Annotated in this window: 24 protein-coding genes and 1 pseudogene; 16 read left to right on the forward strand and 9 right to left on the reverse strand. The window is 58.6% G+C overall.

Going from position 1 to position 25,765, the window contains the following annotated elements; all coding sequences use genetic code 11:
• Positions 1-29: 29 nt before the first annotated feature.
• Positions 30-1,685, reverse strand: coding sequence for a glucan biosynthesis protein D (locus BHE81_RS07420; protein WP_002907489.1), 1,656 nt, complete (start codon positions 1,683-1,685; stop codon positions 30-32).
• A gap of 437 nt (positions 1,686-2,122) precedes the next feature.
• Between BHE81_RS07420 and BHE81_RS07425 the strand changes: the two genes are divergently transcribed.
• Positions 2,123-3,211: an NAD(P)-dependent alcohol dehydrogenase gene (locus BHE81_RS07425; RefSeq protein ID WP_023286515.1), complete on the forward strand. Its 1,089-nt coding sequence runs from the start codon at positions 2,123-2,125 to the stop codon at positions 3,209-3,211.
• Positions 3,212-3,257: 46 nt separating this feature from the next.
• Here BHE81_RS07425 and BHE81_RS07430 read toward each other — a convergent pair.
• Positions 3,258-4,768, reverse strand: a pseudogene (locus BHE81_RS07430) (carboxylesterase/lipase family protein).
• Between the two features lie 41 nt (positions 4,769-4,809).
• The gene (locus tag BHE81_RS07435; protein ID WP_002907549.1) at positions 4,810-6,153 is read right to left on the reverse strand and encodes a VOC family protein; all 1,344 of its coding nucleotides are present in this window, start codon (positions 6,151-6,153) and stop codon (positions 4,810-4,812) included.
• 239 nt (positions 6,154-6,392) lie between these two features.
• Between BHE81_RS07435 and pcaH the strand changes: the two genes are divergently transcribed.
• The 4 genes from pcaH (at position 6,393) to BHE81_RS07455 (ending at position 11,524) form a co-directional block, all read left to right on the forward strand.
• Positions 6,393-7,133 carry a protocatechuate 3,4-dioxygenase subunit beta gene (pcaH, locus tag BHE81_RS07440; RefSeq protein WP_014907499.1) on the forward strand — a complete coding sequence of 247 codons (741 nt, stop codon included), beginning with the start codon at positions 6,393-6,395 and terminating at the stop codon, positions 7,131-7,133.
• Entirely contained in the window at positions 7,130-7,750 is a 621-nt protein-coding gene (pcaG, locus tag BHE81_RS07445; RefSeq protein ID WP_004184258.1) for a protocatechuate 3,4-dioxygenase subunit alpha, read from the forward strand. Before pcaH ends, pcaG begins: the two co-directional genes overlap by 4 nt.
• A gap of 177 nt (positions 7,751-7,927) precedes the next feature.
• Positions 7,928-8,851, forward strand: a complete 924-nt coding sequence (locus BHE81_RS07450) for a LysR substrate-binding domain-containing protein (protein WP_004143800.1) — start codon at positions 7,928-7,930, stop codon at positions 8,849-8,851.
• 300 nt (positions 8,852-9,151) lie between these two features.
• Positions 9,152-11,524: a membrane-bound PQQ-dependent dehydrogenase, glucose/quinate/shikimate family gene (locus BHE81_RS07455; protein WP_019705725.1), complete on the forward strand. Its 2,373-nt coding sequence runs from the start codon at positions 9,152-9,154 to the stop codon at positions 11,522-11,524.
• Between the two features lie 69 nt (positions 11,525-11,593).
• On the opposite strand, the gene BHE81_RS07460 is transcribed toward BHE81_RS07455, so the two are convergent.
• The 3 genes from BHE81_RS07460 to cybB all read right to left on the reverse strand — a co-directional run bounded on the left by BHE81_RS07460 (position 11,594) and on the right by cybB (position 13,644).
• The gene (locus BHE81_RS07460) at positions 11,594-12,712 is read right to left on the reverse strand and encodes an S-(hydroxymethyl)glutathione dehydrogenase/class III alcohol dehydrogenase (RefSeq protein ID WP_004143804.1); all 1,119 of its coding nucleotides are present in this window, start codon (positions 12,710-12,712) and stop codon (positions 11,594-11,596) included.
• A gap of 24 nt (positions 12,713-12,736) precedes the next feature.
• The gene (locus tag BHE81_RS07465) at positions 12,737-13,012 is read right to left on the reverse strand and encodes a metal/formaldehyde-sensitive transcriptional repressor (protein ID WP_002907563.1); all 276 of its coding nucleotides are present in this window, start codon (positions 13,010-13,012) and stop codon (positions 12,737-12,739) included.
• A gap of 104 nt (positions 13,013-13,116) precedes the next feature.
• Positions 13,117-13,644, reverse strand: a complete 528-nt coding sequence (cybB, locus tag BHE81_RS07470) for a cytochrome b561 (RefSeq protein WP_002907640.1) — start codon at positions 13,642-13,644, stop codon at positions 13,117-13,119.
• Positions 13,645-13,903: 259 nt separating this feature from the next.
• On the opposite strand from cybB, the gene BHE81_RS07475 reads away from it, so the two are divergent.
• On the forward strand, positions 13,904-14,266 hold the full coding sequence (locus BHE81_RS07475) for a hypothetical protein (RefSeq protein WP_004143806.1): 363 nt from the start codon (positions 13,904-13,906) through the stop codon (positions 14,264-14,266).
• A gap of 9 nt (positions 14,267-14,275) precedes the next feature.
• On the opposite strand, the gene BHE81_RS07480 is transcribed toward BHE81_RS07475, so the two are convergent.
• Positions 14,276-14,461 (reverse strand): hypothetical protein, encoded by a 186-nt coding sequence (locus BHE81_RS07480; RefSeq protein ID WP_002907644.1) that lies wholly within the window; start codon positions 14,459-14,461, stop codon positions 14,276-14,278.
• A gap of 243 nt (positions 14,462-14,704) precedes the next feature.
• Positions 14,705-15,169 carry a winged helix-turn-helix transcriptional regulator gene (locus BHE81_RS07485; protein ID WP_004180158.1) on the reverse strand — a complete coding sequence of 155 codons (465 nt, stop codon included), beginning with the start codon at positions 15,167-15,169 and terminating at the stop codon, positions 14,705-14,707.
• Between the two features lie 193 nt (positions 15,170-15,362).
• Here BHE81_RS07485 and BHE81_RS07490 point away from each other — a divergent pair, with 193 nt between their 5' ends.
• Together BHE81_RS07490 and add are read left to right on the forward strand one after the other, a co-directional pair.
• The gene (locus BHE81_RS07490; RefSeq protein ID WP_024622666.1) at positions 15,363-16,523 is read left to right on the forward strand and encodes an MFS transporter; all 1,161 of its coding nucleotides are present in this window, start codon (positions 15,363-15,365) and stop codon (positions 16,521-16,523) included.
• A 157-nt stretch (positions 16,524-16,680) separates the two neighbouring features.
• Entirely contained in the window at positions 16,681-17,682 is a 1,002-nt protein-coding gene (gene add, locus BHE81_RS07495) for an adenosine deaminase (protein WP_004151209.1), read from the forward strand.
• Positions 17,683-17,717: 35 nt separating this feature from the next.
• Here add and BHE81_RS07500 read toward each other — a convergent pair whose 3' ends face one another.
• Positions 17,718-18,758 (reverse strand): oxidoreductase, encoded by a 1,041-nt coding sequence (locus tag BHE81_RS07500; protein WP_002907650.1) that lies wholly within the window; start codon positions 18,756-18,758, stop codon positions 17,718-17,720.
• A gap of 190 nt (positions 18,759-18,948) precedes the next feature.
• Between BHE81_RS07500 and blr the strand changes: the two genes are divergently transcribed.
• The 8 genes from blr (at position 18,949) to rsxD (ending at position 25,759) form a co-directional block, all read left to right on the forward strand.
• Positions 18,949-19,086, forward strand: coding sequence for a division septum protein Blr (blr, locus tag BHE81_RS07505; protein ID WP_004227851.1), 138 nt, complete (start codon positions 18,949-18,951; stop codon positions 19,084-19,086).
• 115 nt (positions 19,087-19,201) lie between these two features.
• Positions 19,202-20,572 carry a GH1 family beta-glucosidase gene (locus tag BHE81_RS07510; RefSeq protein ID WP_073545865.1) on the forward strand — a complete coding sequence of 457 codons (1,371 nt, stop codon included), beginning with the start codon at positions 19,202-19,204 and terminating at the stop codon, positions 20,570-20,572.
• A gap of 216 nt (positions 20,573-20,788) precedes the next feature.
• Positions 20,789-21,004, forward strand: coding sequence for a transcription modulator YdgT (gene ydgT / locus BHE81_RS07515; RefSeq protein WP_002907652.1), 216 nt, complete (start codon positions 20,789-20,791; stop codon positions 21,002-21,004).
• Positions 21,005-21,079: 75 nt separating this feature from the next.
• Positions 21,080-21,520, forward strand: coding sequence for a DUF2569 domain-containing protein (locus BHE81_RS07520; RefSeq protein WP_023301869.1), 441 nt, complete (start codon positions 21,080-21,082; stop codon positions 21,518-21,520).
• A gap of 78 nt (positions 21,521-21,598) precedes the next feature.
• The gene (gene rsxA / locus BHE81_RS07525; RefSeq protein WP_110246343.1) at positions 21,599-22,180 is read left to right on the forward strand and encodes an electron transport complex subunit RsxA; all 582 of its coding nucleotides are present in this window, start codon (positions 21,599-21,601) and stop codon (positions 22,178-22,180) included.
• Complete coding sequence (gene rsxB / locus BHE81_RS07530; protein WP_004143816.1) at positions 22,180-22,758, forward strand: electron transport complex subunit RsxB; 579 nt, start codon at positions 22,180-22,182, stop codon at positions 22,756-22,758. Before rsxA ends, rsxB begins: the two co-directional genes overlap by 1 nt.
• The gene (gene rsxC, locus BHE81_RS07535; RefSeq protein WP_070991620.1) at positions 22,751-24,706 is read left to right on the forward strand and encodes an electron transport complex subunit RsxC; all 1,956 of its coding nucleotides are present in this window, start codon (positions 22,751-22,753) and stop codon (positions 24,704-24,706) included. The genes rsxB and rsxC overlap by 8 nt, the downstream gene beginning before the upstream one ends.
• Positions 24,707-25,759, forward strand: coding sequence for an electron transport complex subunit RsxD (rsxD, locus tag BHE81_RS07540; protein WP_002907730.1), 1,053 nt, complete (start codon positions 24,707-24,709; stop codon positions 25,757-25,759).
• Positions 25,760-25,765: the final 6 nt, after the last annotated feature.

Raw genomic sequence — 25,765 nt, forward strand, 5'->3', positions numbered from 1 at the left:
ACTGCCTGCGGGCGTCGGGTGACTCAGGGTTATTTCATGATCCGATCGTCAACGTAGTTGCGTTTATCTGCTGCCGGCGGGAAATACTGATAGAGCCAGGTTTCGCTGATGGCTTCTCCCTGACAGCGCAGGAACAGACGCATCTCCACCGGGTCGGTTGAGTCGGTGGTCGGATACCAGTCGAAAAGGATCCGGTAGCCATCGAACGGCTCGACGTAGAGGATCTCAATCTGCTTCGCTTCCCCGCTGGAGAGGGTGATCACCGGTTCAATACCGCGCGGCGCGGCCGCCTTCAAATCGCCGCCGACAAAGTCGATGGCAAAACGACGCGCCCACTTATCCGGGTAGTGTTCACCCGGCGCCCATCCTTCGGGGAAGCCCCCCATCCCGGTGCGGGTGGCCAGAACGCGCGCCAGCGGGGTGCTCACCGGCGGCTGCGCGCTCCAGTAAAGACGGTAGCGGAAGTCCAGTTCGTCGCCCGCCTTCACCGCCTTTTCCGGCTGCCAGAAGCAGACGATATTATCCAGCGTTTCGCCGGTAGTTGGGATCTCCATCAGGCTGACCGCCCCTTTGCCCCACTGGTTACGCGGCTCAACCCACAGGCTGGGACGCTTGTTATACCAGCCCATCACATCCTGGTAGTGGGAGAAATCACGGTCCAGCTGCAACAGACCAAAGCCGCGCGGGTTCTTGTCCTGGAAGGCATTGAACTGCAGCTTCTGCGGGTTATTCAGCGGCCGGCAGACCCATTCCCCGTTGCCCAACCACATTGACAGCCGATCGGAGTCGTGGATTTGCGGATGGATGGTGTCGCACATCCGCCGCTCATTATTGCCGCAGCTGAACATACTGGTCATCGGCGCGATACCCAGCTGTTTGATATCCTTGCGGGCGTACAGGTGGTTTTCCACGTCCATGATAACCTGGGTATCCTGACAGTGGATGGTGAACTTGTAGGCGCCAGTGATGCTCGGGCTGTCCAGCAGCGCGTAAACGGTAAACACCGTGGCGTCCCCTTTGACCGTTTCGAACCAGAACGACGTAAAGTCGGGAAACTCTTCCGGGGTATCGGTAAAGGTATCCACCGCCAGACCGCGGGCCGACAGGCCATACTGATAGGTGCTGTCTACCGCGCGGAAGTAGCTGGCGCCGAGGAACGCCACGATATCGCGGCGCGCCAGCTCCGGCGCTTTAAACACCCGGAACCCGGCGAAGCCGAGGTCAGACTGTCCTTCCAGCTGACGGGTATCCACACCGGCGTCATTGTACTTAAACAGCTCCGGACGGAAGTGGATCTCGCGCGCCTGCTGGGTGCTGGCGTCTAAAGAGAACATCCGCACGCGGCGACGGAACCCCATCCCGACGTGGAAAAACTGGATGTCCAGCTTACGCTCTTCAATATTGTTCCACAGCGAGTGGTTGGCATCGTACTGGATGCTGTTATAGGCCTGCGGGGTGAGATTGGCGAGCGTCGGCGGCAGATCGCGCGGGGCGCCGCCCCACGGCTGGCGCGCCAGATCGTGAGCCATCGCCTGCAGAACAGCATAATCAAAACGACGCGTTTGCCCGTCGGCAATGCCCGCGTCTTCGGCAAAAGCGGCCTGACTGAATAAGGAAGCGACTCCTGACGTTCCGCATACGGCGGCAACAGCCATGGAAGATTTAAGAAAACGTCTGCGGTTCATGCCTGAGAAAGCGTCCTTCTGCACGGGTGAATTGATTCGCAACGCGTCATCACGCTGCGTGATAATTTCCGCCCACTCTAGACAAAAACGATTAATAATCCAATTGTTGCCAGCAGAAAAAAGGTAAAAAAGCCCTGTCCAGAGGAACAGCCTGTTTTTTTCATTTCCTCTGACGTGTAGCCAGGGCATACACGCTGCCTGCCGCTTTTTGCCCCTGACTATTCAAGGGAAATCTATTCTCCAGTGCTGAATATTCACCCCATGTATCGCTCCTCGCCGCGCGCGTTTTTTAGGCACGATTCGCGCAAATTTCCATCGCGCCTGGTGCTAACTTTTCCCCGATAACCGCTATCTTTCTTCACGTTAGCGGCCAACAGGGGAGAGCCGTTCGGGCTGTCCCGCCACGCTCTCCAGGGAATTCATTCAGGAGTCATGCCATGCAAGTGAAAGCAGCCGTCACGCTGGGCTACCAGCAGCCTTTTGTCATCAAAGACGTCGAGGTCGCCCCGCCGGGGAAGGACGAGATATTAGTGAAAATTGTCGCCACCGGCGTCTGCCATACCGACGCCGTGATGCGCGACAACCCCGGGGTTGTGCCTATGCCGGCGATCCTCGGCCATGAAGGCGCCGGGATCGTTGCCAGCGTCGGCGAGGCGGTTAGCGGCATCAGGGTAGGAGACCACGTGGTGCTCAGCTACGCCGCCTGCCACCACTGCGAAAATTGTTTAAGCAACCACCCTTCGGCTTGCGAAGATTTTAATACGCTTAATTTTGGCGGCCGACGCGGGGATGGCACCACCCCCTACCGGCTGGGAGACCAGGATCTGTCCCTGTTCTTTGGCCAGTCGTCTTTCAGCCAGTATGTGGTCACCCGCGCCAGCAACGCGGTCGTGGTCGACCCGGAGGTTGATCTCACCCTGCTCGGCCCGCTGGGCTGCGGTATCCAGACCGGTAGCGGGACGGTGCTCAACCGCCTGAAACCGGTGGTCGGCGAATCGCTGGTGGTGTTTGGCTGCGGCGCGGTGGGGCTCAGCGCCATCATGGCAGCGAAATTAACCGGCTGTTCACAGATTATCGCGGTGGATATCCATGCCAGCCGCCTCGCCCTGGCGGGCGAACTGGGCGCCACCCATCAGATCAACGGCAAGGAACAGGATGCCGTCGCCGTGATTAAACAAATCACCGGTAAAGGCGCCCACTACGCGGTGGAAACGACCGGCGTCTCCGCTATCGTTCTGCAGGCCGTACACGCGGTGAAACCGCTGGGAACGGTGGCGATTGTAGGCTTTACCGGAGATATCACCCTTAACGTGCAGAACGACCTGATGGCGGAGGGAAAATCGCTGGTCGGGGTGATTGAAGGCGACGCCGTGCCGGCGCTGTTTATTCCGCTGTTGGTGCAACTCTATAAACAGGGAAAATTCCCTATCGATAAGCTTATCGCCCGCTATCCGTTGGCCGATATCAACCAGGCCTTCGCCGATTCGGCGTCCGGCAAGGTGATCAAGCCGGTGGTGGTCATGTGAGATAACGTCGCCACCGGTCGGTGGCGACAGTTGCGCATTATGGGATTTATTCCAGCGTCACGTGATGCTTCATCACCCGGCGAAACAGCGCCAGTCTGGCGCGCATAAAGCGGTTCTCCACTTTAAACCCGGCGCGCTTATGCAAGCCAATGCGCAACAGGCGATCCCGCCCGCGCAGGCACGCCGGCCAGCGCACTGCGCCGGAAAGCGTCTGCTCGCCGCTGGCGAGGCGTGCAAACTGCGTCCAGTAGTCAGCGACCTGAGCGGCGAAGGCCAGATCCGCTTCGCTGGCGTACTGCCGCACCGGGTCGGTCAACCGCAGGTTATCAAACACGTAGGGCACCTCGTTGCCATGCCAGGCCCCATGCGGGTAGGCGTCATGCTCCGCTTCCGCGACATAATCAAACCAGTAGCGCCAGCACGGCTGACCCACGCGCTGTTGCGCCTGCATCACTACATAACCAAGGGTGGTGAAGGCCATGTCGCGGCATACTTCCCGCCCCAGCGCTTCATCGCCCTTCACGCCGGGATAGAGGAGTTTGATCAGCCCCAGCCCCAGACGGCGCTCTCGGCGCAGCTTCTGGATCTGCCCGGCAATATCGACGCCGAACACGGCCATCACGCTGGCTTCATCGCTATTGGAGCCGATCATCACCGGTATCGGATGCTGGCGGCCGGCAAAGAAGGTCTCCAGCATCGGCTGCGGCAGCACCGCGTCTCCGACAATAGGCGCTGGCCCGGTATTCAGAGGCGCGGTGAGCGACCAGAAGGCCTCCGCCGGGATCGCCCGCAATTCCTCAGCGCTGGCTTGCGGTAAGGCGAAGTGTTCCGCCAGCAGGCGCCCTTTTTCCAGCGCTTTTTCCCGCGGCAGATCGGGTAGCGTATACCCGCTCTGAATAATCGCTTTATGAAACAGCCCTTTCGCTTTCGGGGAGGCCATTAGCGACAGCACGCTGCGCGCCCCGGCGGATTCGCCAAACAGCGTGACGTTGGCGGCATCCCCGCCGAAGGCGTGGATATTCTCCTGAACCCACTGCAGAGCGGCAATCTGATCGAGCAACGCGAAATTATAGAGACGTTCGCCCGCCTCTTCTTCCAGCGCCGGATGGGCGAAAAAACCGAGATGGCCCAGCCGGTAGTTAACTGTCACCACCACCACGTCGCGGCTGGCAAGCGCTTTGCCATCGTAAGGCGGCAGGCTGCCGGCGCCGATGGTAAACCCGCCGCCGTGCAGCCAGACCATCACCGGCAGCGGCTGCGCTGCGCTGCGCTGGCCGGGGCCCAGACGTTGAGATATAAGCAGTCTTCGCTGAAGGCGCCAGGATCGCCGCCGCCGAGCTCGCGGCAGTAGTCAATGTCCTGCCAGCTGGCGGCGGAAAAGGTCTCGGCTGGACGTACCCCCTGCCAGCGGGCGGCTGGCTGCGGCGCGCGCCAGCGCAGCGGGCCCACGGGCGGCGCGGCGTACGGAATGCCGCGCCAGATATGAATCCCCTGTTCTGCGCTCCCGGCCAGCGTTCCCTGACGGGTTTTCGCCAACGGTTTCGACGGATGTTGCATAACCTGCTCCCTGTAAGGCTGATGCCAGCAGGGTACTGATTTTACAGCAGACCGCAACGTCGTTTGCTGCGCTCCTCCGCCTGTCGGTATAGTTCAAACTCATCCTGCACCGGGCAGCCCAGAGCTGCCTCAAACGCCTCGCGACTGGCGTTCCCGTGGCTGCGCGCCTGGGTTTCGTTGCCCAGATTGGACTGAAAAATGCCCGCCGCGCTGACCGGTAAAAAATCTTCATAAATAATCGGCTGGGCGACCACCCACCCGCGCTCAATCAGCGGCTGCGGATCGTCGCCCGGGCGAAACGCCTGGCGATGTGCCTCACCCGTGGGCGTCAGGCGGTAGCGAAACCAGGCCAGCCCCTGCTGACGGAGCAGAAATTCGCTGTCGGGAAATTCGCTAAACACCTCCTGTAGATGCTGCTGGTGGCTGAGATTGTCTTTCCCGGTTCCTGCCGCCTGCAGCAGCCGATCGTACAGCGCGCGCCCTTTCGGCGTCAGCGCCACGCCCCGCTGCTCAATTTCGCCAAAGCGGGCGCTATGGGTGCCTCGGTGTTCTCCGGCGAACATCACCGGCTCCTCAAGCGCCTTAAAGCTGGTCTGCCGCAGGAGGATCGGGACCTCCCGGCGCGGTGGCCCTTCAATCAACGCTTTGGGTTCAATACCGCACTCCGGCATCAGGGACTGGACGCGGTCAATATCCAGCGTCCGCGGCGTGAGATGGTTGATATGACACCCCGGGAAACAGACCACATCGGCAATCAGGCGGTGCTCGCGATGCAGAGCATGGTAAGTCTCCTCATCGACGGTGGCTTGCCGGTGCCAGCGGAACGTCTCCAGCGCCTCCTGGACAAACTCGCGCGCGTCGGCAGAGGTGAATTCGCCCTCTGCTTCATACTGCGCAATCAGCGCCAGGCAGCGGGGGGTGAAGATTTTGCGCCGCGCGAGGATCGCCTCGGCCCGCTCGCGCAGGGCGCGATTTTCAATCAGCTCCAGGCGCAGCAGCGAGGTGAAAATCCGAAATGGATTGCGCGCCAGCGCGGCATCGTCGATGGGACGAAACGCCGTGGAGTGGACCGGCACGCCGGCCTGCGAGAGATCGTAATAGCTAACGGGATACATTCCCATGATGGCAAACATGCGACGGAGCGTCGCCAGTTCTTCCGCTGTGCCCACGCGAATCGCGCCGTGGCGCTCCACGTTTAAGCGCGCCAGCTCGTCAGCGTTAGCGAGCTGTTCATGCAGCTGCGGATTATTTTCCAGTACCGCCAGGTTGACGTCAGCCACCAGCTCCAGCAGCGTTCCGTACTGCGGAACTTCCTGCTGGTACATGGCCGACATGGCCTGTGAAAAGTGCTCCCGAATCTCATCAGCCGTGATGGTGTTCGCCATGATGTGTTACCTCCAGTGAATACTTCCTGGAGTGTAGGAAAGCTGCCTCGCCGCGGGGGGAAGAATTTACAAACTGTGATGGCGATAACCTGCCGCCGGTCCAGGTCATTGCGCAAAACATAACCCATAGTTATGAAAAACACCCGGTAATTTCACTTTAAATTAACAATACATTTACACACACTGCTTCTGGCGACATTACAACAATATGCCCCTCTACCGTCTACACGGAGTACCCTATGAACGACAAATGGTCCCCACGTGAGGTTGTCCATCGCGATTACAGTAGCCACCCGCCCGCTTACGCGCCGGGCTATAAAACCAGCGTCCTGCGCTCGCCAAAAAACGCCCTCATCTCTCTGCAGAACTCGCTGTCAGAGATCACCGGCCCGGTATTTAGCCGCGACGACCTCGGCCCTCTGGATAATGACCTAATCCTGAACTATGCCAAAGAAGGCCTGCCGATCGGCGAGCGGATCATCGTCCACGGTTACGTGCGCGATGGATTCGGCCGACCGATGAAAAATACGCTGGTGGAAGTCTGGCAAGCCAATGCTGGCGGTCGCTACCGGCATAAAAAAGATCAGTATCTGGCGCCGATTGACCCGAACTTTGGCGGCTGCGGCCGGGTGCTTACCGATGAAAACGGCTATTACTGTTTTCGCACCATCAAACCTGGCCCCTACCCCTGGCGCAACCAGGCCAGCGACTGGCGTCCGGCGCATATCCATTTTTCACTCTCGGGCGACGCCTGGGCCCAGCGCCTGATCACCCAGATGTATTTTGAAGGCGACCCGCTGATTAAGCAGTGCCCGATCGTCAGGACTATTAAGAATGACGACGCCGTGCGCACGCTGATCGCCGAGCTGGACCTGCACGCCGCCGTACCGCTGGATTGTCTGGCCTACCGCTTCGACCTTGTTCTGCGCGGCCACCGCGCCACGCTGTTTGAAAATCGCACTCAGGGGGCCGCCCGATGAAAGAGTATCTGCCTGAAACCGCCTCGCAGACGGCGGGACCCTATGTTCATATCGGCCTGGCGCCGGACGCCGCAGGCTTTCATATTTTTGAGAAAAATTTTGGCCCGGTCCTCACTACCGCCGATACCGCCGGGGAGCGCATCACCATTGAAGGCCGGGTTATCGACGGCTCCGGGACGCCGGTCCGCGATGTGCTGCTGGAGATCTGGCAGGCCAACGCCGCGGGTCGCTATAACCATCCTGACGATCGTCAACAGCAGAAAGCCGTCGACCCGGCCTTCCGCGGCTGGGGGCGTACCTGCTCTGATTTCACCTCCGGCATTTGGCGCTTTGAAACCATCAAGCCGGGCCCGGTGGTCGGTCGCGATGGCCGGCTGATGGCGCCGCACGTCAACCTGTGGGTGGTGGCGCGGGGGATCAATATTGGCCTGAATACGCGGATGTACTTTGCCGATGAACACGAGGCCAACGCCAGCGACCCGGTGCTGAATCTCATCGAGTGGGAGGTGAGACGCAAAACCTTAATCGCCGAGCGCGAGGTTCGCGGTACGGAAGTGGTCTATCGTTTTGACATTCATCTGCAGGGCGAGAACGAAACCGTCTTTTTCGATATTTAGCCGTCGCGGTGACCACCACCTTCGCCCCGTTTCTGCGGGGCGAAGGCGTTTTCAACCACAGGGAAAGATCTTGTCATGTAACCAACTCAAATGTTAATAATATTTTGCTATCTGGTTATCAAATTTAAACAAGTCCGCTTGTCTCTTTCACCGCTGTGTTTTTAACATCATCTTACTATGGAAAAAAATGGTCTCTTCAGTCAGCGCATTCGCTTGCGCCATCTACACACCTTCGTGGCCGTCGCTCAACAGGGAACGCTGGGGCGCGCGGCTGAAACATTAAATCTGAGCCAGCCAGCACTCTCGAAAACGCTTAACGAGCTAGAACAGCTGACCGGTACCCGGCTGTTCGAGCGGGGTCGTCTTGGGGCGCAGCTAACCCTGGTCGGCGAACAGTTTCTGACGCATGCCGTTAAGGTGCTTGACGCCCTTAATTCGGCCGGCCAGGCGCTGAACCGCAAAGAGGGCCTGAATAACGATATCGTGCGCATCGGCGCGCTGCCCACCGCCGCGCTGGGGATCCTACCGACGGTGATCGGCCAGTTTCACAAGCAGCAAAAAGATATCACGCTGCAGGTCGCCACTATGAACAACACCATGCTGCTCGCCGGCTTAAAATCCGGGGAGATCGACATCGGCATTGGACGTATGTCCGACCCGGAGCTGATGAGCGGGCTGCATTACGAACTGTTGTTCCTTGAATCCCTGAAGCTGGTGGTTCGCCCGGGACATCCCCTGCTTCAGGAGACGGTGACCCTTAGTCGGGTGATGGAGTGGCCGGTGGTGGTCTCACCTAAAGGCACCGTGCCGCGGCAAAACGCCGAAGCGCTGCTCCAGAGCCAGGGCTGTAAGATGCCCGCCGGCTGCATCGAGACCCTCTCCGCCTCCCTGTCGCGCCAGCTGACGGTGGATTTTGACTATGTCTGGTTTGTCCCTTCCGGGGCGGTAAAAGACGATCTTCGCCGTGGCGTGCTAACCGCCCTGCCGATCGCCACCCAGGGCGCCGGAGAGCCCATCGGCATTTTAACCCGCGTCGATGCGACACTGACCCCGGGTACGCAGACGCTGCTCAGCGCTATCCGTAAGTCCATGCCTGCCTGACCCCCCTTTCTCCCCGGCCCGCAGCGGCCGGGGAACCTGCAAACGCGCCTACGCCGCTCCCCATGACGTTAGACATATTCGGCAAAATAATCATTTAGTGCGAAATTATTTATTAACATTTGCGCAAACTTCTTTAACAGATCTATCATGTCTCGATTTCACCAAATGGTTCACTCGAAATCTAATCAAGCAACAAATACAGTTTTATGAAGGTTAAAACCACTTCATTCAAAAATGATTCAAAAGAAACATGTTTCATTTGGTTCGCAGTGAGGTGGCTGGTGTGGTTAAGGAGATTACATGGCAACTGGCAACGCGCCGCGCGGATTCCCCCGGATCCTGCAGTGGCTTCTCGCCGGACTGATGCTCATCATCGGTCTGGCTGTGGGTATTCTTGGGGCAAAACTGGCCCTCGTCGGCGGTACACTGTACTTCGCGCTGATGGGCGTGGTCATGGTCATCGCGGCGGTGTTGATTTTCCGCAACCGCCGCGGCGGTATTCTGTTATACGCCGTGGCGTTTATCGCCTCGGTGATCTGGGCGATTAGTGACGCTGGCTGGAACTACTGGCCGCTCTTCTCGCGCCTGTTTGCGCTCGGCGTACTGGCCTTCCTGGCCGCCCTGGTCTGGCCTTTCCTCGCCAGCCCACCGGCGAAAAAAGGCCCGGCCTATGGCGTCGCCGCCGTTCTCGCCGTGGCGCTGGCGGTGAGCTTTGGCTGGATGTTCAAATCCGCACCGCTGGTCAGCGCGACTGAAGCGGTACCAGTCAAGCCCGTCGCGCCAGGCGAACAGCAGAAAAACTGGGCGCACTGGGGTAACACCACCCACGGCGACCGTTTCGCCGCCCTCGACCAAATCAACAAACAAAACGTCAACCAGCTGCAGGTTGCCTGGGTAGCGCATACTGGCGATATCCCACAGAGCAACGGCTCGGGCGCAGAAGATCAGAACACCCCGCTGCAGATTGGCGATACTCTCTATGTCTGTACCCCTTACAGTAAAGTGCTGGCGCTGGATGTGGACAGCGGAAAAGAGAAATGGCGCTATGACTCCAAATCCTCTTCACCCAACTGGCAGCGCTGCCGCGGCTTAGGGTATTACGAAGATAGCCAGGCGCAAACCGCGCCAGCGTCAGGCACGCAGCCGGCCGCCTGTTCCCGTCGTCTGTTCCTGCCGACCATCGACGCCCGCCTGATCGCCATTGATGCCGATACCGGCAAACTGTGCGAAAACTTCGGCGATGGCGGTATTGTCGACCTCAGCGTCGGCATGGGTGAAGTGAAAGCGGGTTACTATCAGCAGACCTCCACCCCGCTGGTGGCGGGCAATGTGGTTGTGGTGGGCGGCCGCGTCGCGGATAACTACTCCACTGGCGAACCGCCGGGCGTGGTCCGCGCGTTTGATGTCCACACCGGCAAACTGGCATGGGCGTGGGATCCGGGCAATCCAGCGCTGACCGGTGTTCCGCCGGAAGGCCAGACCTACACGCGCGGTACGCCAAACGTCTGGTCGGCGATGTCCTACGACGCGAAGCTGAATCTGATCTATCTGCCCACCGGCAACGCCACGCCAGATTTCTTTGGCGGCGAACGTACCGCGCTGGACGATAAATACAGCTCCTCTATCGTGGCCGTGGATGCCACCACCGGCCAGGTGCGCTGGCACTTCCAGACCACACACCACGATCTGTGGGACTTTGACCTGCCGTCTCAGCCGCTGCTGTACGATCTGCCTGACGGCAAGGGCGGCACCACCCCGGTGCTGGTGCAGACCAGCAAGCAGGGCATGATCTTTATGCTCAACCGCGAGACCGGCGAGCCGGTGGCCAAAGTGGAAGAGCGTCCGGTGCCGGCGGGCAACGTCAAAGGTGAACGCTACTCGCCGACGCAACCTTACTCGGTAGGGATGCCGATGATCGGCAACCAGACGTTGACCGAGTCCGATATGTGGGGAGCGACACCGATCGACCTGCTGCTGTGCCGTATTCAGTTCAAAGAGATGCGCCATCAGGGCGTCTTTACCCCGCCAGGTGAAGATCGTTCCCTGCAGTTCCCGGGCTCACTCGGCGGCATGAACTGGGGCAGTGTTTCGCTGGATCCAAACAACAGCCTGATGTTTGTCAACGATATGCGTCTGGGCCTGGCCAACTATATGGTGCCGCGCGCGAAGGTGGCGAAAGACGCCAGCGGGATCGAGATGGGCATCGTGCCGATGGAGGGCACGCCGTTTGGCGCGATGCGCGAACGTTTCCTGTCGCCGCTGGGCATTCCCTGCCAGAAGCCGCCGTTCGGCACCATGTCCGCGGTAGATCTGAAAACCGGGAAACTGGTGTGGCAGGTGCCGGTTGGCACCGTAGAAGACACCGGGCCGCTGGGGATCCGTATGCACATGCCAATTCCAATCGGCATGCCGACCCTTGGCGCATCGCTGGCAACGCAGTCCGGACTGCTGTTCTTCGCCGGCACCCAGGATTTCTACCTGCGCGCCTTTGATACCGCGAACGGCAAAGAGATCTGGAAATCGCGTCTGCCGGTCGGCAGCCAGTCCGGCCCGATGACCTACGTCTCACCGAAAACCGGTAAGCAGTACATCATTATCAATGCCGGCGGCGCCCGTCAGTCACCGGATCGCGGCGATTACATCATCGCCTACGCGCTCCCAGACCATCACTGATCGACATACACAAAAGGGCCCATCCGGGCCCTTTTTTTATGAGTGACGATTCGCCTTCAGCGTCGGGGATTACTGGTCGCCAAAGTGGATCACGGTGCGAATCGATTTACCTTCATGCATCAGATCAAAGGCCTCGTTAATCTGCTCCAGCGGCAGGCGATGGGTAATAAACGGATCGAGGCGAATTTTACCCGCCATGGCGTCTTCCACCATTCCCGGCAGCTGACTGCGCCCTTTTACGCCGCCGAAGGCGGAACCGCGCCACACGCGGCCGGTCACCAGCTGGAACGGACGGGTCTTGATCTCCTGCCCGGCGCCGGCTACACCGATGATCACGCTCTCACCCCAGCCTTTATGGCAGCACTCCAGCGCCGCGCGCATCACATTTACATTGCCGATGCACTCGAAGCTGAAATCCACCCCGCCGTCGGTCAACTCAACGATCACATCCTGAATCGGCTTATCGTAGTCGTTCGGATTGATAAAATCGGTCGCGCCCATCTCTTTAGCGAGAGTGAACTTATCCGGGTTGGTATCAACCGCCAGAATGCGCCCGGCCTGCGCCTGCACCGCGCCCTGGATCACCGCCAGACCAATGCCGCCCAGACCAAAGACCGCGACGCTATCCCCGGCCTTGACCTTCGCCGTGTTATGCACCGCGCCGATACCGGTGGTTACGCCGCAGCCCAGCAGGCACACTTTATCCAAAGGCGCCTGCGGATTGACTTTCGCCAGCGAAATCTCGGCGCAAACCGTATATTCGCTGAAGGTGCTGGTGCCCATATAGTGATAGATCGGTTCGCCATTGTACGAGAAACGAGTGGTGCCGTCCGGCATCAGCCCTTTACCCTGGGTGGCACGCACCGCCTGACAGAGGTTGGTTTTACCCGACTTACAGAATTTGCACTCGCCACATTCGGCGGTATACAGCGGAATGACGTGATCGCCCGGCTTAAGGCTGGTGACGCCCTCGCCCACTTCCACGACAATCCCGCCGCCCTCATGGCCCAGCACCGCCGGGAAGACACCTTCCGGATCGTCACCGGAGAGGGTGAAGGCATCGGTATGACACACCCCGGTGTGGGTGATTTTCACCAGAACTTCGCCTTTTTTCGGCGGCGCGACGTCAATCTCAACGATTTTTAACGGCTGACCGGGGCCGAAGGCCACTGCTGCGCGTGATTTCATAACTGTCTCTTCCTCGTCGTGATGTTATTTTAAATAGGATCGTAGCAGATGACCGACCTCTGCCATTCTCGCGGCCCGCTGCTCAGGGGTGGTGTCGCCGCTGACCAGCTCGTCCTGCAGGTGGATCTCCACCATTTCGCCCATCAGGCCGTTCGCCGCCCCGCGAATCGAGGCGATCTGCTGCAGAATAGTCATACAGGGCTCGCCGGACTCCAGCGCGCGCTCAAGGGCTTCGACCTGGCCGCGGATGCGTCTTACGCGGCTGAGCGCCCGTTTTTTATCTTCAGGTGAATGTGGCACGATTACGCCTCCGTATCATATAGGGGGGTATACTATATTCTATTAGCGGTGAAGGCAAAAAAAACCCCGTCGCGGGACGGGGTCAGGAAGTGAAAGAGGATGATTTAGCGCTTACGAGGCATCATTCGAAGCAGAGTATTATCCTTCCACCAGTAATGATGGAGCAGCGCGGCGAGAGCATGCAGGCCAATCACAAAGTACCCGGCATTGGCCAACCATTCATGGATCGCCTTCAGGGTATCCACCCGCTCAAAATCGCTCTGCGGGGCATACGGCATGGTCAGACCAAAGGCATACCAGGGGTTACCGCGCCAGTACATCATCACCATGCCGATCAACGGCAAGGCAATGAACAGCAAATAGATCGCCAGGTGACCAAGATGGGCGAAACCGGTCATCATCGGCGATGGTTTCGGTACGATCGGCGGCGCCGGCGATTTCAGCCGCACCAGCAGACGCGCCACCATCAGCACGAAAATGGTGATCCCGCAGGAAACATGCACCATATTAATCAATGGCCGTTCACTGCGGGGAAAAAACCCGCGCAGCTCCATCGCCGCATAGGCTACTACTACCAGCAAAAAAACCAGCCAGTGAATCCCAATCTGCAGGCCGGAATATTTATCGCGCATGGCATATCCTTAATGGAAAGTATGATGCTGCCAACATAGCGGCGTTCCCTTAAATTTTCATTAACCTTTACGTAGAATTAACAATTGATTACCGCTTTCTGCCGAGCCGCTATACCACGCTTAGCGCACGCTCTTTCCTGGCCGAACGACAAACCGTCCACCGGTCATTACAAAATTACACAGTTTTGTTACTTACCGCGCTACTGCCGCCGCTATAGTACAGAATGTCTGGCAGACCACACGGCCCTGGGAGATAAGAATGAAGGAAATCGGCTTACCGTTATTGCTTCTGACCGCGCTGGCCAGTCCGGCTTTTGCTGCAGACTGTCAGCCAAACGGCATTGGCGGCTCTTTTTGCATTAACGATGACGGTACGACTACCGACACGGTGCCTAACGAAGTCAACGGCATGGATACGTACTCGAATAATGGCGGCTATACCAGTTCCCTGCCCGATCGGTCAGGGGCGGATGAAGCACTGGAAGGTTCATCACTGTCGACGCAGCAAGGCGTCGGCAGCGGACAGAGCGACAGTGCGCTGGCGGGTCGCGACTGGCATTCGCCCGCCAATCTGAATGATGGCGCCGCCACCTCCAGCATGAGCCTGCTGGATAAACCCTGAGGCCAGCGGCTAAGCGAGACTCCAGCCTGCGGCGCCGATGGCGAGGGCGAAAAGCAGGCAGGCCAGCGCCGTCTTGCGTAACAGCATGGTATAGAATGAAATTGCGACGCCAATGAATACCACCAGCAGAATCGGCCACATGCTTAATAACAACAGCAGAAAACCCTCAATATTGTTATGGATTACGCTCTCCACATCCGCATCCTTGCCTCATCGTCGATAAAGTAAGCAGAATTTAATATGTAACATGAATACATTCAAATAAAATATAATTGTAAATGGTTATGCACCGCCTCCTGCGGTTGGCGGTGGGTCACTTTCACGCGTCCGGAGCTTTGGCATCAGAAGCAGTTCGCAAAAAAACACGTCAGGATTGTTCCATGACCCTTTAGCGGTACGCTCGTATTCTCGCTGGTATCCTGCAAATTCTTCACGCCATTATTCGGCGCGGGTATCTGACACAATGCGCCGGCGATGACAGTCGCCTGGTTGCAGTTTATCCCCCTGAGCGGAACGCACATCCAGATACTGAAGGGGCTGGCCGTGCGCGTTATCCAGCAGGACCGAATAGGTTTCCCCTTGCTCAAACATATAACGCTCTCCCCATTGCCGCAGCGCAACAACAATGGGAAACACGGAGCGCCCCTTTTCAGTCAGGACATATTCCTTGTATGCGCTGCCATCCGATGCCGGTAAAATCTCGAAAATACCGATATCAACCAGATGCTTCAGCCGCGAGGCAAGGATATTTTTGGCCAGCCCCAAATTTTTTTGAAACTCGCTGAATCTCCGCACATCGTCAAATGCTTCGCGGATAATCATCAGGCACCAGCGTTCACCAATTGATTCCAACGTTCTCGCCACCGGACATTCACTGGTTCTAAGTGATTCCTGCTTTGCCATCTGCGCGCTCCTTATCAATTTATCTACTGATCTAGCTTAATCCTCACCTTTACCAGTTGCAAAAAAAAACCAGCAAGGCTAATTCTATAGGTACACTAGTTTTAAAAAGCAACCAGACAGAGGGTCTCTTATGAAATGTAAGGCAAGTAGATGTACCGGCCAAAGGATCCAAACTGCGTCAGTCCCTGACACGATGCTGACCACAGGGATAACGGCGTTGTTTTCACTAACCTGCGCGCTGGCAGTAGCCAATGTTTATTCAGCACAGCCTTTACTCGACTCGATGGCGGTCAGCCTGAAGGTGTCGCCAGGCATGATTGGTAGCGTCATCACCGCTACGCAGGCGGGCTATGCCATTGGCCTGCTGTTCCTGGTTCCGCTCGGGGACTGGTTGAACCGTAAATACGTGGTGATGAGTCAACTGTTGCTTTCAGTAGCGGCGTTAGTCGCGGCAGGGTTATCCCCCAATATAGCAACTCTGCTTGGCGCCATGCTGATCGTCGGCCTGATGGCCGTGGTGGTGCAGGTGCTGGTGGCCTGGGTGGCAGTACTGGCGACGCCGCAGAAACGAGGCCAGGCGGTGGGTACCCTGACCAGCGGCATTGTTTCAGGTATCCTGTTATCTCGGTTTATCTCAGGCGCGATAGCCGATATCGCCGGCTGGCGAGCTGTGTATCTCACGGCTGCCTGTCTGATGTTGGTGATTGCAGGGGTCGTCTGGAAAATCATGCCTTCGCCCCCGCAGCAGCCGCAGCCGCAGCCGCAAAAGCCGACTTACCTTTCCTTATTGAAGTCCGTGTTTCAGCTGTACCTCACCGAGCCGCAACTGAGAAAGCGCGGGATCCTGGCGCTATTTATCTTCGCCGCTTTCAGCATGCTATGGACGACCATGGTCATGCCGCTCACCGCCCTTTCCCTCTCGCACACCCAGACGGGGATGTTTGGCTTAGCCGGCTTCGCTGGCATGCTGGCCGCCGCCAGAGCGGGCAAGTGGGCTGACCAGGGATGGGCTCAGCGCACTACCGGCCTGGCGCTGGCGCTGCTGACCATCTCATGGCTTCCTATCGGCTATGCCGAAACCTCTCTGCTTTGGCTGATAGCTGGCGTCATTGCGCTGGACTTTGCGGTACAGGCCGTTCATGTCTCCAGCCAGAGCCTGATCATTGCCGCCAGGCCTGCAGCGGCAAGCCGCCTGGTTGGGGCTTACATGTGTTTTTATTCGCTGGGCAGCGCGACAGGGGCTATCGTTGCCACACAGCTTTATTCCCACTGGGGATGGCAGGCGGTCTGCCTTGCGGGCGCCGCGGTCAGCGCGTGTGCATTTCTGATCTGGTCAGGATCGCGTCAATCATGATATTCGTTCTGCGTTTTAAAGGGGCCAGTCAAAAAGACCGTAATGCTGACCTGATTGCTGCCAGCTATTTGTATCGCATACATTTTTTCAATGCTTTTAAACAGTTATGTTCATGTTGTATAATGACGTGCACTTTAACTAAAAAAAGAGTGCGACCATGATTGATTCCTCATTGCCATTAACCGACATTCATCGTCATCTTGACGGTAACATCCGGGCCCAAACCATCCTCGATCTTGGCCGCGAATTTAATATCGCTCTTCCCGCAACCACCCTCGACACGCTGCGTCCTCATGTCCAGGTCACCAGCCTTGAGCCCGATCTGGTTAGTTTCCTCGCCAAGCTCGACTGGGGGGTAAAGGTCCTGGCCTCGCTGGAAGCCTGTCGCCGCGTGGCGTATGAGAACGTCGAAGACGCGGCGCGAAATGGCCTGCACTACGTTGAGCTGCGCTTCTCTCCCCGCTATATGGCGATGACCCACCGGCTGCCGGTCGACGGCGTGGTAGAGGCGGTAATTGCCGGGGTTCAAGAGGGATGCCGCGATTTCCAGGTCGACGCCCGGCTGATCGGTATTCTGAGCCGCACCTTCGGCGAAGCCGCCTGTCAGGAAGAGCTGGCGGCGCTGCTCGCCCACCGCGAGGGCATCACAGCCCTCGACCTCGCCGGCGATGAGCTAGGCTTCCCGGGTACGTTGTTCCGCAACCATTTTAACCAGGCCCGCGACGCCGGGTGGCATATCACCGTCCACGCGGGCGAAGCGGCCGGCCCGGAAAGTATCTGGCAGGCCATTCGTGAGCTGGGCGCGGAGCGCATCGGCCATGGGGTTAAAGCGGTAGAGGATCCAGCCCTGATGGACTACCTGGCCGAGCACCGCATCGGGATTGAATCCTGCCTGACCTCGAACGTGCAAACCAGCACCGTGGCCTCCCTGGCCCAGCATCCGCTGAAGCAGTTCCTTGAGCACGGCGTGCTGGCGAGCCTCAACACCGACGATCCGGCGGTCCAGGGTGTGGACATCATTCACGAGTATACCGTGGCGGCGCCGGCGGCAGGGCTGAGCCGGGAGCAGATCCGTCAGGCGCAGATCAACGGCCTGACCCTGGCGTTCCTCGGCGAACAGGAAAAAGCCGCCCTCATTCAGCGGGTTGCCAAAGGCTGATAACCGGCCCGGCAGCCGTGCTGCCGGGCTCCTCCTCAGACCAGGCTGAGCGTGGCACGATGTCTGGCCGACTCGATACCCAACTCAATCAGGGTCATTATCTGAATCGCCTCGCTGGCCGGGACCGGGTTTTCCCCTACGCCGTTAAGCGCGTCGCGGATAGCGGCATAGTAGGCGGGATAATTACCCGGTAGCGTCAGCCATTTCTCCTGACTACGTTCATCCCCTTCGGCGCGGGTCAGGGTACCGTCGCGCATATCATATCCCCAGTCCTCCTGCGGCAGCCGTTCACCGTTTTTTAGCCGCTCCTCCTGCGGGTCAAGACCGTACTTAATATAGCTGGCCCGCGAGCCGTGGACGATAAAGCGCGCGCTCTCCGCGGCGGCGAGTAACGTACCATGCAGTACTACCCGCCGCTGCGGATAGGCCAGCACGGCGTGAAAATAGTCGGTGGATTGCGCGCCGGGCCGAAGCTGCGCGAGGTCCACCGTGATGCTTACCGGCAGGCCAAACAGCACCACGACCTGGTCGAGCAGATGCGGCGCGAGGTCATACCATATGCCGCTGCCAGGACCCGCCTGCTCACGCCAGCGCTGGCGCACCTGTGGTCGGAAGCGATCGAAATGCGACTCGAAGTAACACACCTCCCCCAGCTGACCTTCGTTGATCAACGCGCTGACCGTTAAGAAATCGCTGTCCCAGCGCCGGTTATGAAACACCGAAAGTATCCGACCGCAGTGCTTCGCCAGGCTTTCCAGCTCGCGAGCTTGTGACAGTGTCACGGTAAAGGGCTTATCCACCACAACATGCTTTCCCGCCTCCAGCGCCGCTTTCGCCAGCGGAAAGTGGGTGTCGTTCGGGGTGGCGATGACCACCAGATCGATATCCGGGTCGTCCAGCAGATCCCCCGGCGCACTCATTACCTTCACGCCAGGCCAATCGGCATGGACCTTATCGGCGTCGCTGCTGGCGACCGCCTTCAGCGCCATACCCGGCGTGCCGCCGATCAACGGCGCATGAAACGTTTTGCTGGCGTAACCGAACCCCACCAGCCCCACCCGGATCGCATCGCTCATCTTACCGCCTCGCTTATGCAACTGATATCAACACCAGGTTAATGAGAATAATTTTACAAACCGTGAGCAAAACTTATCATTCCTTACTTTGCGACTTACATGCAAGTGTGAGAAATCAGACAGATACCCCTTGTGATCTGCTGACCATCGAGTAACATTTCACGCTGTGTTCAAAGGATATTGAAGTGTTATGACAACTGTTTTTACCCGTATTGTAGAACTTATTGGCTGGATTGTTTTTGGTATTTCGGCACTGCTTTTGGTTATCGCACACCATATAGATAACTATCAGTCCCCACCGCCAGCGGATGTGGTGCACACGAAGTAGCTCCGCGTTAAAACAGTGACCCGCCTCGCAACTGTGCAACCGGTTTCAGAAACCGGTTGCACATATGTTCGCGCTTTTATTACACTCCCTTTATCATCAGACAGGGAGCTTTTTCATGGCCGCTTTTCCGCACAATTTCTTATGGGGTGCCGCTACCGCAGCGTATCAGGTTGAGGGAGGACACGACGCCGACGGTAAAGGACCGTCAATCTGGGATATCTACTCTCATCTGCCGGGTACCACCTTTGAAGGCACCACCGGCGATATTGCCGTCGACCACTATCACCGTTTTCGCGAAGACGTGGCGTTAATGGCCGAGATGGGCCTGCAAAGCTATCGATTCTCCATCTCCTGGCCCCGCCTGCTGCCCGCCGGGCGCGGTAAGGTGAATGAAGCGGGGGCCCAGTTTTACAGCGATCTGATCGACGAACTGCTGGCGCACAATATTGAGCCGATGATCACCCTCTATCACTGGGATCTGCCGCAGGCCCTGCAGGATGAGGGCGGCTGGGAAGCGCGCACTACCGCCGAGGCCTTCGCCGAGTACGCCCGCCTGTGCTATGCGCGCTTTGGTTCACGGGTGAAGCTGTGGGCTACCTTCAACGAAACCATTGTCTTCATTGGGCACGGCTACATTAACGGCCTCCATCCCCCGGCGGTCCGCGATCCGGCGCGTGCTATTCAGGCCTGCCACCACGTGTTTATCGCCCATGCGCTGGCGGTGAAGGCCTTTCGCGAGATGGCTGTGGCCGGCGAGATTGGCTTCGTCAACGTACTGCAACCGCATACCCCGCTCACCGACAGCGAGGCGGACATTAAGGCCACCGAACTGGCTGACGCCATCCATACTCACTGGCTGTACGATCCGGTGCTGAAAGGCACCTATCCTGCCGACCTGCTGGCGCAGACCCAGGCGCTGTGGGGGGTACCTCGCTTTGCTCCAGGCGACGACGCGCTGCTCCGTGACAACCGCTGCGACTTTATCGGTCTGAATTACTATCGCCGGGAAACGGTATCTGCCCAGCCGCCTGAGATCGCTACCGGCGGCGAGCCTGGCGTGGAGGGATTATTCTATTTCGTGCGTAATCCCCAGAGTACATATACCGAATGGGGCTGGGAAATCTGGCCGCAGGGGCTAACTGACGGCATTATGATGATTAAGGCGCGCTATGGCGATATTCCGATATATATCACCGAGAATGGCCTCGGCGCGAAGGACCCGATTATTGACGGGGAAGTGGTCGACGACCCGCGGATTGATTATCTCAGCAGCCATATTGGCGCCCTCGAAAAAGCGCTGGCGCTGGGGGCAGATGTGCGCGGCTATTACCCCTGGTCATTTATCGATCTGCTGAGCTGGCACAACGGCTATCAAAAGCAATATGGTTTTGTCTATGTCGATCACCAGCAAAATCTGGCGCGGAAACGAAAGAAGAGTTTTTATTGGTACAAATCTGTTATTGCCAGTCACGGCGAACAGCGTTAATCTTCTCTTGCGGGCGCCATTCGGCGCCCGGTCTGATTTTAGAATATTCTTAAACTTCTCCCTGCTCTTCAAGGCTGGCTTTGCCCCTTGTCATGGGTTTATATAACCTGATTCATTCCACGCGGCCCCAGCAGAAGGCGCCGTTGGTTGAGAGTAGGTTTAGTGAATGCTGATAATATTCAACGCAATAATTCCGATTATAAAATGGATACGAAAATGACCGTGCTGGACTACTTATTAAAATTTCGCAAAATCAGTTCGCTGGAAAGCCTTGAAAAACTATTTGATCACCTTAACTACTCCCTGACTGACACCCAGGAGATCGTGAATATGTATCGCGCCGCCGATCATCGTCGCGCAGAGCTGGTCTCCGGTGGTAAATTGTTCGATGTGGGCCAGGTTCCTAAATCCGTTTGGCGATTCGTGCAGTAAGGCTGTCATCCTTCACGCCAGTTGCTTATACTTCCCGGCCTGATTTTATTCACTGGCGTTGAATAGGGGAGAAACATGACGTCTCAATCTGCAGAGCGCATCGGCGGATGGCTGCTGGCTCCGCTGGCCTGGTTGCTGGTGGCGCTGCTGAGCGCCTCGTTATCGCTGCTGTTTTTTGCCAATGCGCTGATGTCGCCGCTGACCTATACCCTACTGCGCGCCATGAGCGCGGGCCATATGGCGCTGTGGGTCGCCTCGCTGCTGTTTGCCCTCGCCATGTGGTATTACACGCTCTGGCTGACTATCGCCTTTTTCAAGCGGCGCTCGGTGGTGCCGAAACACTACATTATCTGGCTGCTCATCACCCTGCTGCTGGCGATAAAGGCTTTTGCCTTCTCGCCGGTCTCGGATGTGCTTGCCCTGCGTCAGCTGCTGTTTCCGCTGCTGGCCGCTGCGCTGCTGGCGCCCTATTTTCGCCGTTCGCAGCGGGTAAAACGGACTTTTGTTAATCCGTAATACCCCCACACTTAACCTGTTGTCGCTGGTATCGTTTTATTCGATAATAAGCGGCTTTTTTTCGTTTCAGGTCGCATGATGGCTGATTATTTACTGCTCTTTATTGGTACAGTCCTGGTCAATAACTTCGTTCTGGTGAAGTTTCTTGGTCTGTGCCCGTTTATGGGGGTTTCCAAAAAGCTGGAAACCGCAATGGGGATGGGGCTCGCTACCACCTTCGTGATGACCCTGGCCTCTATTTGCGCCTGGCTGATTGATACCTGGATCCTTATCCCGCTAAATTTGGTTTATTTGCGTACCCTGGCCTTTATTCTGGTTATCGCCGTGGTGGTTCAGTTTACTGAGATGGTGGTGCGTAAAACCAGCCCTGCGCTCTATCGCCTGCTGGGGGTCTTTCTACCGCTGATCACCACCAACTGTGCCGTACTCGGGGTAGCGCTGCTGAATATTAATCTGGGCCACAATTTCCTGCAGTCGGCGCTGTACGGCTTTGCCGCCGCCGTCGGCTTCTCGCTGGTAATGGTGCTGTTCGCGGCGATCCGTGAACGGCTGGTGGTGGCCGATGTCCCCGCGCCGTTTCGCGGTAATGCCATCGCGCTGATTACCGCCGGTTTAATGTCTCTGGCCTTCATGGGCTTTAGTGGTTTGGTGAAGTTGTAATGAGCGCAGTCTGGATAGCCGTGATCGCCATCAGCCTGTTAGGGCTGATTTTCGGCTTAATACTGGGATACGCCTCGCGTCGTTTCGCGGTGCAGGACGACCCGGTGGTGGAAAAAATTGATGAGCTATTGCCGCAGAGCCAGTGTGGGCAGTGCGGGTACCCTGGGTGTCGCCCCTATGCGGAAGCAGTCGGCGTACAGGGTGAGAAAATAAACCGCTGCGCGCCGGGTGGCGAAGCGGTGATGTTAAAAATCGCCGCCTTGCTGAACGTCGACCCGCAGCCTGTCGACGGCGACGCACAGGAAGCGGAGCCGGCCCGCATGCTCGCGGTAATTGACGAGCCGAACTGCATTGGCTGTACCAAGTGTATCCAGGCCTGTCCGGTGGATGCCATCGTTGGGGCGACCCGCGCCATGCATACCGTGATGAGCGACCTGTGCACCGGCTGCAATTTGTGCGTCGCCCCCTGCCCGACCCAGTGCATTTCACTCGTTCCGGTGGCCACCACCCCGGAGACCTGGAAATGGGATCTGCATACGATCCCGGTGCGAAATATTCCTGTGGAACAACATGTTTAAGCTATTTTCCGCTTTCCGAAAAGACAAGGTCTGGGATTTCAACGGCGGTATTCACCCGCCTGAAATGAAAACCCAGTCTAACGGCACCCCGCTGCGTCAGGTTTCCCTGCCGCAGCGCTTTGTTATCCCGTTGAAGCAGCACATTGGCGCCGAGGGCGAACTGTGCGTTAAAGTGGGCGACCGGGTGCTGCGCGGCCAGCCGCTGACCCGCGGCTGGGGAAGAATGCTGCCCGTTCACGCCCCGACCTCCGGCACCATTGCCGCCATCGCTCCGCACACTACCGCGCACCCGTCGGCGCTGGCGGAGATGAGCGTGATCATTGACGCCGACGGCGAAGACCGCTGGATCGAGCGCGATGGCTGGAGCGACTATCAGACCCGCACGCGTGAAGCGCTGATCGAGCGTATCCACCAGTTTGGCGTTGCTGGCCTCGGCGGCGCAGGCTTCCCCACCGGCAGTAAACTGCGCGGTGGCGGAGATAAAATTAAAACGCTGATCATTAACGCCGCCGAGTGCGAGCCCTATATCACGGCGGATGACCGCCTGATGCAGGACTGCGCGGCGCAGATTGTCGAGGGTATCCGCATCCTCGCTCATATACTGCAGCCTGAAGAAGTGCTGATCGGCATTGAAGACAATAAGCCGCAGGCCATCTCAATGCTGCGGGCGGTGCTCTGCGACGCCCATGGCATTTCGCTGCGCGTGATCCCCACCAAATATCCCTCCGGTGGCGCCAAGCAGCTCACCCAAATTCTTACCGGCAAACAGGTACCGCACGGCGGTCGTTCATCGGACATTGGCGTGCTGATGCAGAACGTCGGTACGGCTTATGCGGTGAAACGCGCGGTGATTGACGGTGAGCCGTTAACCGAGCGCGTGGTCACCCTCACCGGCGAAGCGGTAACCAGACCGGGCAATGTCTGGGCGCGTCTTGGCACGCCGGTGCGCCATCTATTGAACGATGCCGGCTTCTGCCCCAGCGCCGAGCCAATGGTGATCATGGGCGGCCCGCTGATGGGCTTTACCCTGCCGTGGCTCGACGTCCCGGTGGTGAAGATCACCAACTGTTTGCTGGCGCCTTCCGCCAGCGAGATGGGCGAACCGCAGGAAGAGAAAGGCTGCATTCGCTGCAGCGCCTGCGCTGACGCCTGCCCGGCCGATCTGCTGCCGCAGCAGCTGTACTGGTTCAGCAAAGGTCAGCAGCACGATAAAGCCACTGCCCATAATCTGGCGGACTGCATCGAGTGCGGCGCCTGCGCGTGGGTATGTCCAAGTAATATTCCGCTGGTGCAGTACTTCCGTCAGGAAAAGGCCGAGATCGCGGCGATTCGTCAGGAAGAGCAGCGCGCTGCGGAAGCCAAAGCCCGATTCGAGGCCCGACAGGCGCGCCTGGAGCGTGAGAAAGCTGCGCGCGCCGAGCGGCATAAAAAAGCCGCCGTTCAGCCTGCCGCCAAAGATCAGGAGGCGATTAGCGCCGCCCTGGCCCGGGTACGGGATAAACAGCGCGATGCCGCGCAGCCGATCGTGATCCAGGCCGGCGCCAAACCTGACAACAGCGAGGCAATTGCCGCCCGCGAAGCGCGTAAGGCTGAGGCCCGGGCGCGCAAAGCGCAGCAGCAGGCCGCGCCGGTGGACGCCCCGGCCGCCGAACCGGTCGACCCGCGCAAGGCGGCGGTGGAAGCCGCTATCGCCCGCGCTAAAGCGCGTAAAGCAGAACAGCAGGCCGCGCCGGTGGACGCCCCGACCGCCGAACCGGTCGACCCGCGCAAGGCGGCGGTAGAAGCCGCCATCGCCCGCGCTAAAGCGCGTAAAGCCGAACAGCAGGCCGCACAACAGGATCTCGCGTCAGCCGCAGCCAATGACGACCCGCGCAAAGCGGCCGTCGCCGCGGCTATCGCCCGCGTTCAGGCGCGTAAAGCAACACAGCAGGCAGTTAACGAGGAATAAATGGTTTTCAGAATCGCAAGCTCCCCCTATACCCATAACCAGCGGCAGACCTCGCGTATTATGCTGCTGGTGCTGCTCGCCGCTGTGCCTGGCATTGTGGTCCAGACCTGGTTTTTCGGCTGGGGCACCGTACTGCAGATTGTCCTCGCCGCCCTGACGGCCTGGGCGACCGAAGCCGCTATTCTCAAACTGCGTAAACAGCCTGTTGCTGCCACGCTGAAAGATAATTCCGCCCTGCTCACCGGCCTGCTGCTGGCGGTGAGTATTCCGCCACTGGCCCCGTGGTGGATGGTGGTGCTCGGCACTGCCTTTGCCGTAGTCATTGCCAAGCAGTTGTACGGAGGCCTGGGCCATAACCCCTTCAACCCGGCAATGATCGGCTATGTCGTGCTGCTGATTTCGTTCCCGGTGCAGATGACCTCCTGGCTGCCTTCCTATGAGATAGCCGCCCATATCCCGGCATTCAGCGACGCGCTGCAGATGATCTTCACCGGTCATACCGCCGCCGGAGGCGACATGGCCAGTCTGCGGCTGGGTATCGACGGCGTCAGCCAGGCCACCCCGCTGGATACCTTTAAAACCTCCCTGCATGCCGGACATAGCGTTCAGCAGGTGCTGCAATTGCCGGTCTACGGCGGCGTGCTGGCAGGTCTGGGCTGGCAGTGGGTGAATATCGCCTGGCTGGCAGGCGGCCTTTTCCTGCTGTGGCAGAAGGCGATCCGCTGGCATATCCCGGTCAGCTTCCTTGTTAGCCTCGGCCTGTGCGCCACCCTCGGCTGGATTTTTTCGCCGCAGAGCCTGGCCTCACCGCAGATGCATTTGCTCTCCGGGGCGACCATGCTTGGCGCCTTCTTTATCCTGACCGATCCGGTGACGGCCTCAACAACCAACCGCGGCCGTCTGATCTTTGGCGCCCTCGCTGGCCTGCTGGTCTGGCTCATCCGCAGCTTCGGTGGTTATCCGGACGGCGTGGCGTTTGCCGTTCTGCTGGCGAATATTACCGTGCCGCTGATCGATTACTACACGCGCCCGCGCGTATATGGCCACCGTTGAGAGAGC

This window comes from Klebsiella sp. AqSCr (assembly GCF_008452795.1).
Taxonomy (GTDB): Bacteria; Pseudomonadota; Gammaproteobacteria; order Enterobacterales; family Enterobacteriaceae; genus Klebsiella; species Klebsiella pneumoniae.

What these genes read in the sequence shown, in the direction of transcription:
- BHE81_RS07420 (WP_002907489.1), bottom strand. Translation starts at nt 1,685, where the DNA reads ATGAACCGCAGACGTTTTCTTAAATCTTCCATGGCTGTTGCCGCCGTA.
- BHE81_RS07425 (WP_023286515.1), top strand. Translation starts at nt 2,123, where the DNA reads ATGCAAGTGAAAGCAGCCGTCACGCTGGGCTACCAGCAGCCTTTTGTC.
- BHE81_RS07435 (WP_002907549.1), bottom strand. Translation starts at nt 6,153, where the DNA reads ATGGCGAACACCATCACGGCTGATGAGATTCGGGAGCACTTTTCACAG.
- pcaH (WP_014907499.1), top strand. Translation starts at nt 6,393, where the DNA reads ATGAACGACAAATGGTCCCCACGTGAGGTTGTCCATCGCGATTACAGT.
- pcaG (WP_004184258.1), top strand. Translation starts at nt 7,130, where the DNA reads ATGAAAGAGTATCTGCCTGAAACCGCCTCGCAGACGGCGGGACCCTAT.
- BHE81_RS07450 (WP_004143800.1), top strand. Translation starts at nt 7,928, where the DNA reads ATGGAAAAAAATGGTCTCTTCAGTCAGCGCATTCGCTTGCGCCATCTA.
- BHE81_RS07455 (WP_019705725.1), top strand. Translation starts at nt 9,152, where the DNA reads ATGGCAACTGGCAACGCGCCGCGCGGATTCCCCCGGATCCTGCAGTGG.
- BHE81_RS07460 (WP_004143804.1), bottom strand. Translation starts at nt 12,712, where the DNA reads ATGAAATCACGCGCAGCAGTGGCCTTCGGCCCCGGTCAGCCGTTAAAA.
- cybB (WP_002907640.1), bottom strand. Translation starts at nt 13,644, where the DNA reads ATGCGCGATAAATATTCCGGCCTGCAGATTGGGATTCACTGGCTGGTT.
- BHE81_RS07475 (WP_004143806.1), top strand. Translation starts at nt 13,904, where the DNA reads ATGAAGGAAATCGGCTTACCGTTATTGCTTCTGACCGCGCTGGCCAGT.
- BHE81_RS07485 (WP_004180158.1), bottom strand. Translation starts at nt 15,169, where the DNA reads ATGGCAAAGCAGGAATCACTTAGAACCAGTGAATGTCCGGTGGCGAGA.
- BHE81_RS07490 (WP_024622666.1), top strand. Translation starts at nt 15,363, where the DNA reads ATGCTGACCACAGGGATAACGGCGTTGTTTTCACTAACCTGCGCGCTG.
- add (WP_004151209.1), top strand. Translation starts at nt 16,681, where the DNA reads ATGATTGATTCCTCATTGCCATTAACCGACATTCATCGTCATCTTGAC.
- BHE81_RS07500 (WP_002907650.1), bottom strand. Translation starts at nt 18,758, where the DNA reads ATGAGCGATGCGATCCGGGTGGGGCTGGTGGGGTTCGGTTACGCCAGC.
- blr (WP_004227851.1), top strand. Translation starts at nt 18,949, where the DNA reads ATGACAACTGTTTTTACCCGTATTGTAGAACTTATTGGCTGGATTGTT.
- BHE81_RS07510 (WP_073545865.1), top strand. Translation starts at nt 19,202, where the DNA reads ATGGCCGCTTTTCCGCACAATTTCTTATGGGGTGCCGCTACCGCAGCG.
- ydgT (WP_002907652.1), top strand. Translation starts at nt 20,789, where the DNA reads ATGACCGTGCTGGACTACTTATTAAAATTTCGCAAAATCAGTTCGCTG.
- BHE81_RS07520 (WP_023301869.1), top strand. Translation starts at nt 21,080, where the DNA reads ATGACGTCTCAATCTGCAGAGCGCATCGGCGGATGGCTGCTGGCTCCG.
- rsxA (WP_110246343.1), top strand. Translation starts at nt 21,599, where the DNA reads ATGGCTGATTATTTACTGCTCTTTATTGGTACAGTCCTGGTCAATAAC.
- rsxB (WP_004143816.1), top strand. Translation starts at nt 22,180, where the DNA reads ATGAGCGCAGTCTGGATAGCCGTGATCGCCATCAGCCTGTTAGGGCTG.
- rsxC (WP_070991620.1), top strand. Translation starts at nt 22,751, where the DNA reads ATGTTTAAGCTATTTTCCGCTTTCCGAAAAGACAAGGTCTGGGATTTC.
- rsxD (WP_002907730.1), top strand. Translation starts at nt 24,707, where the DNA reads ATGGTTTTCAGAATCGCAAGCTCCCCCTATACCCATAACCAGCGGCAG.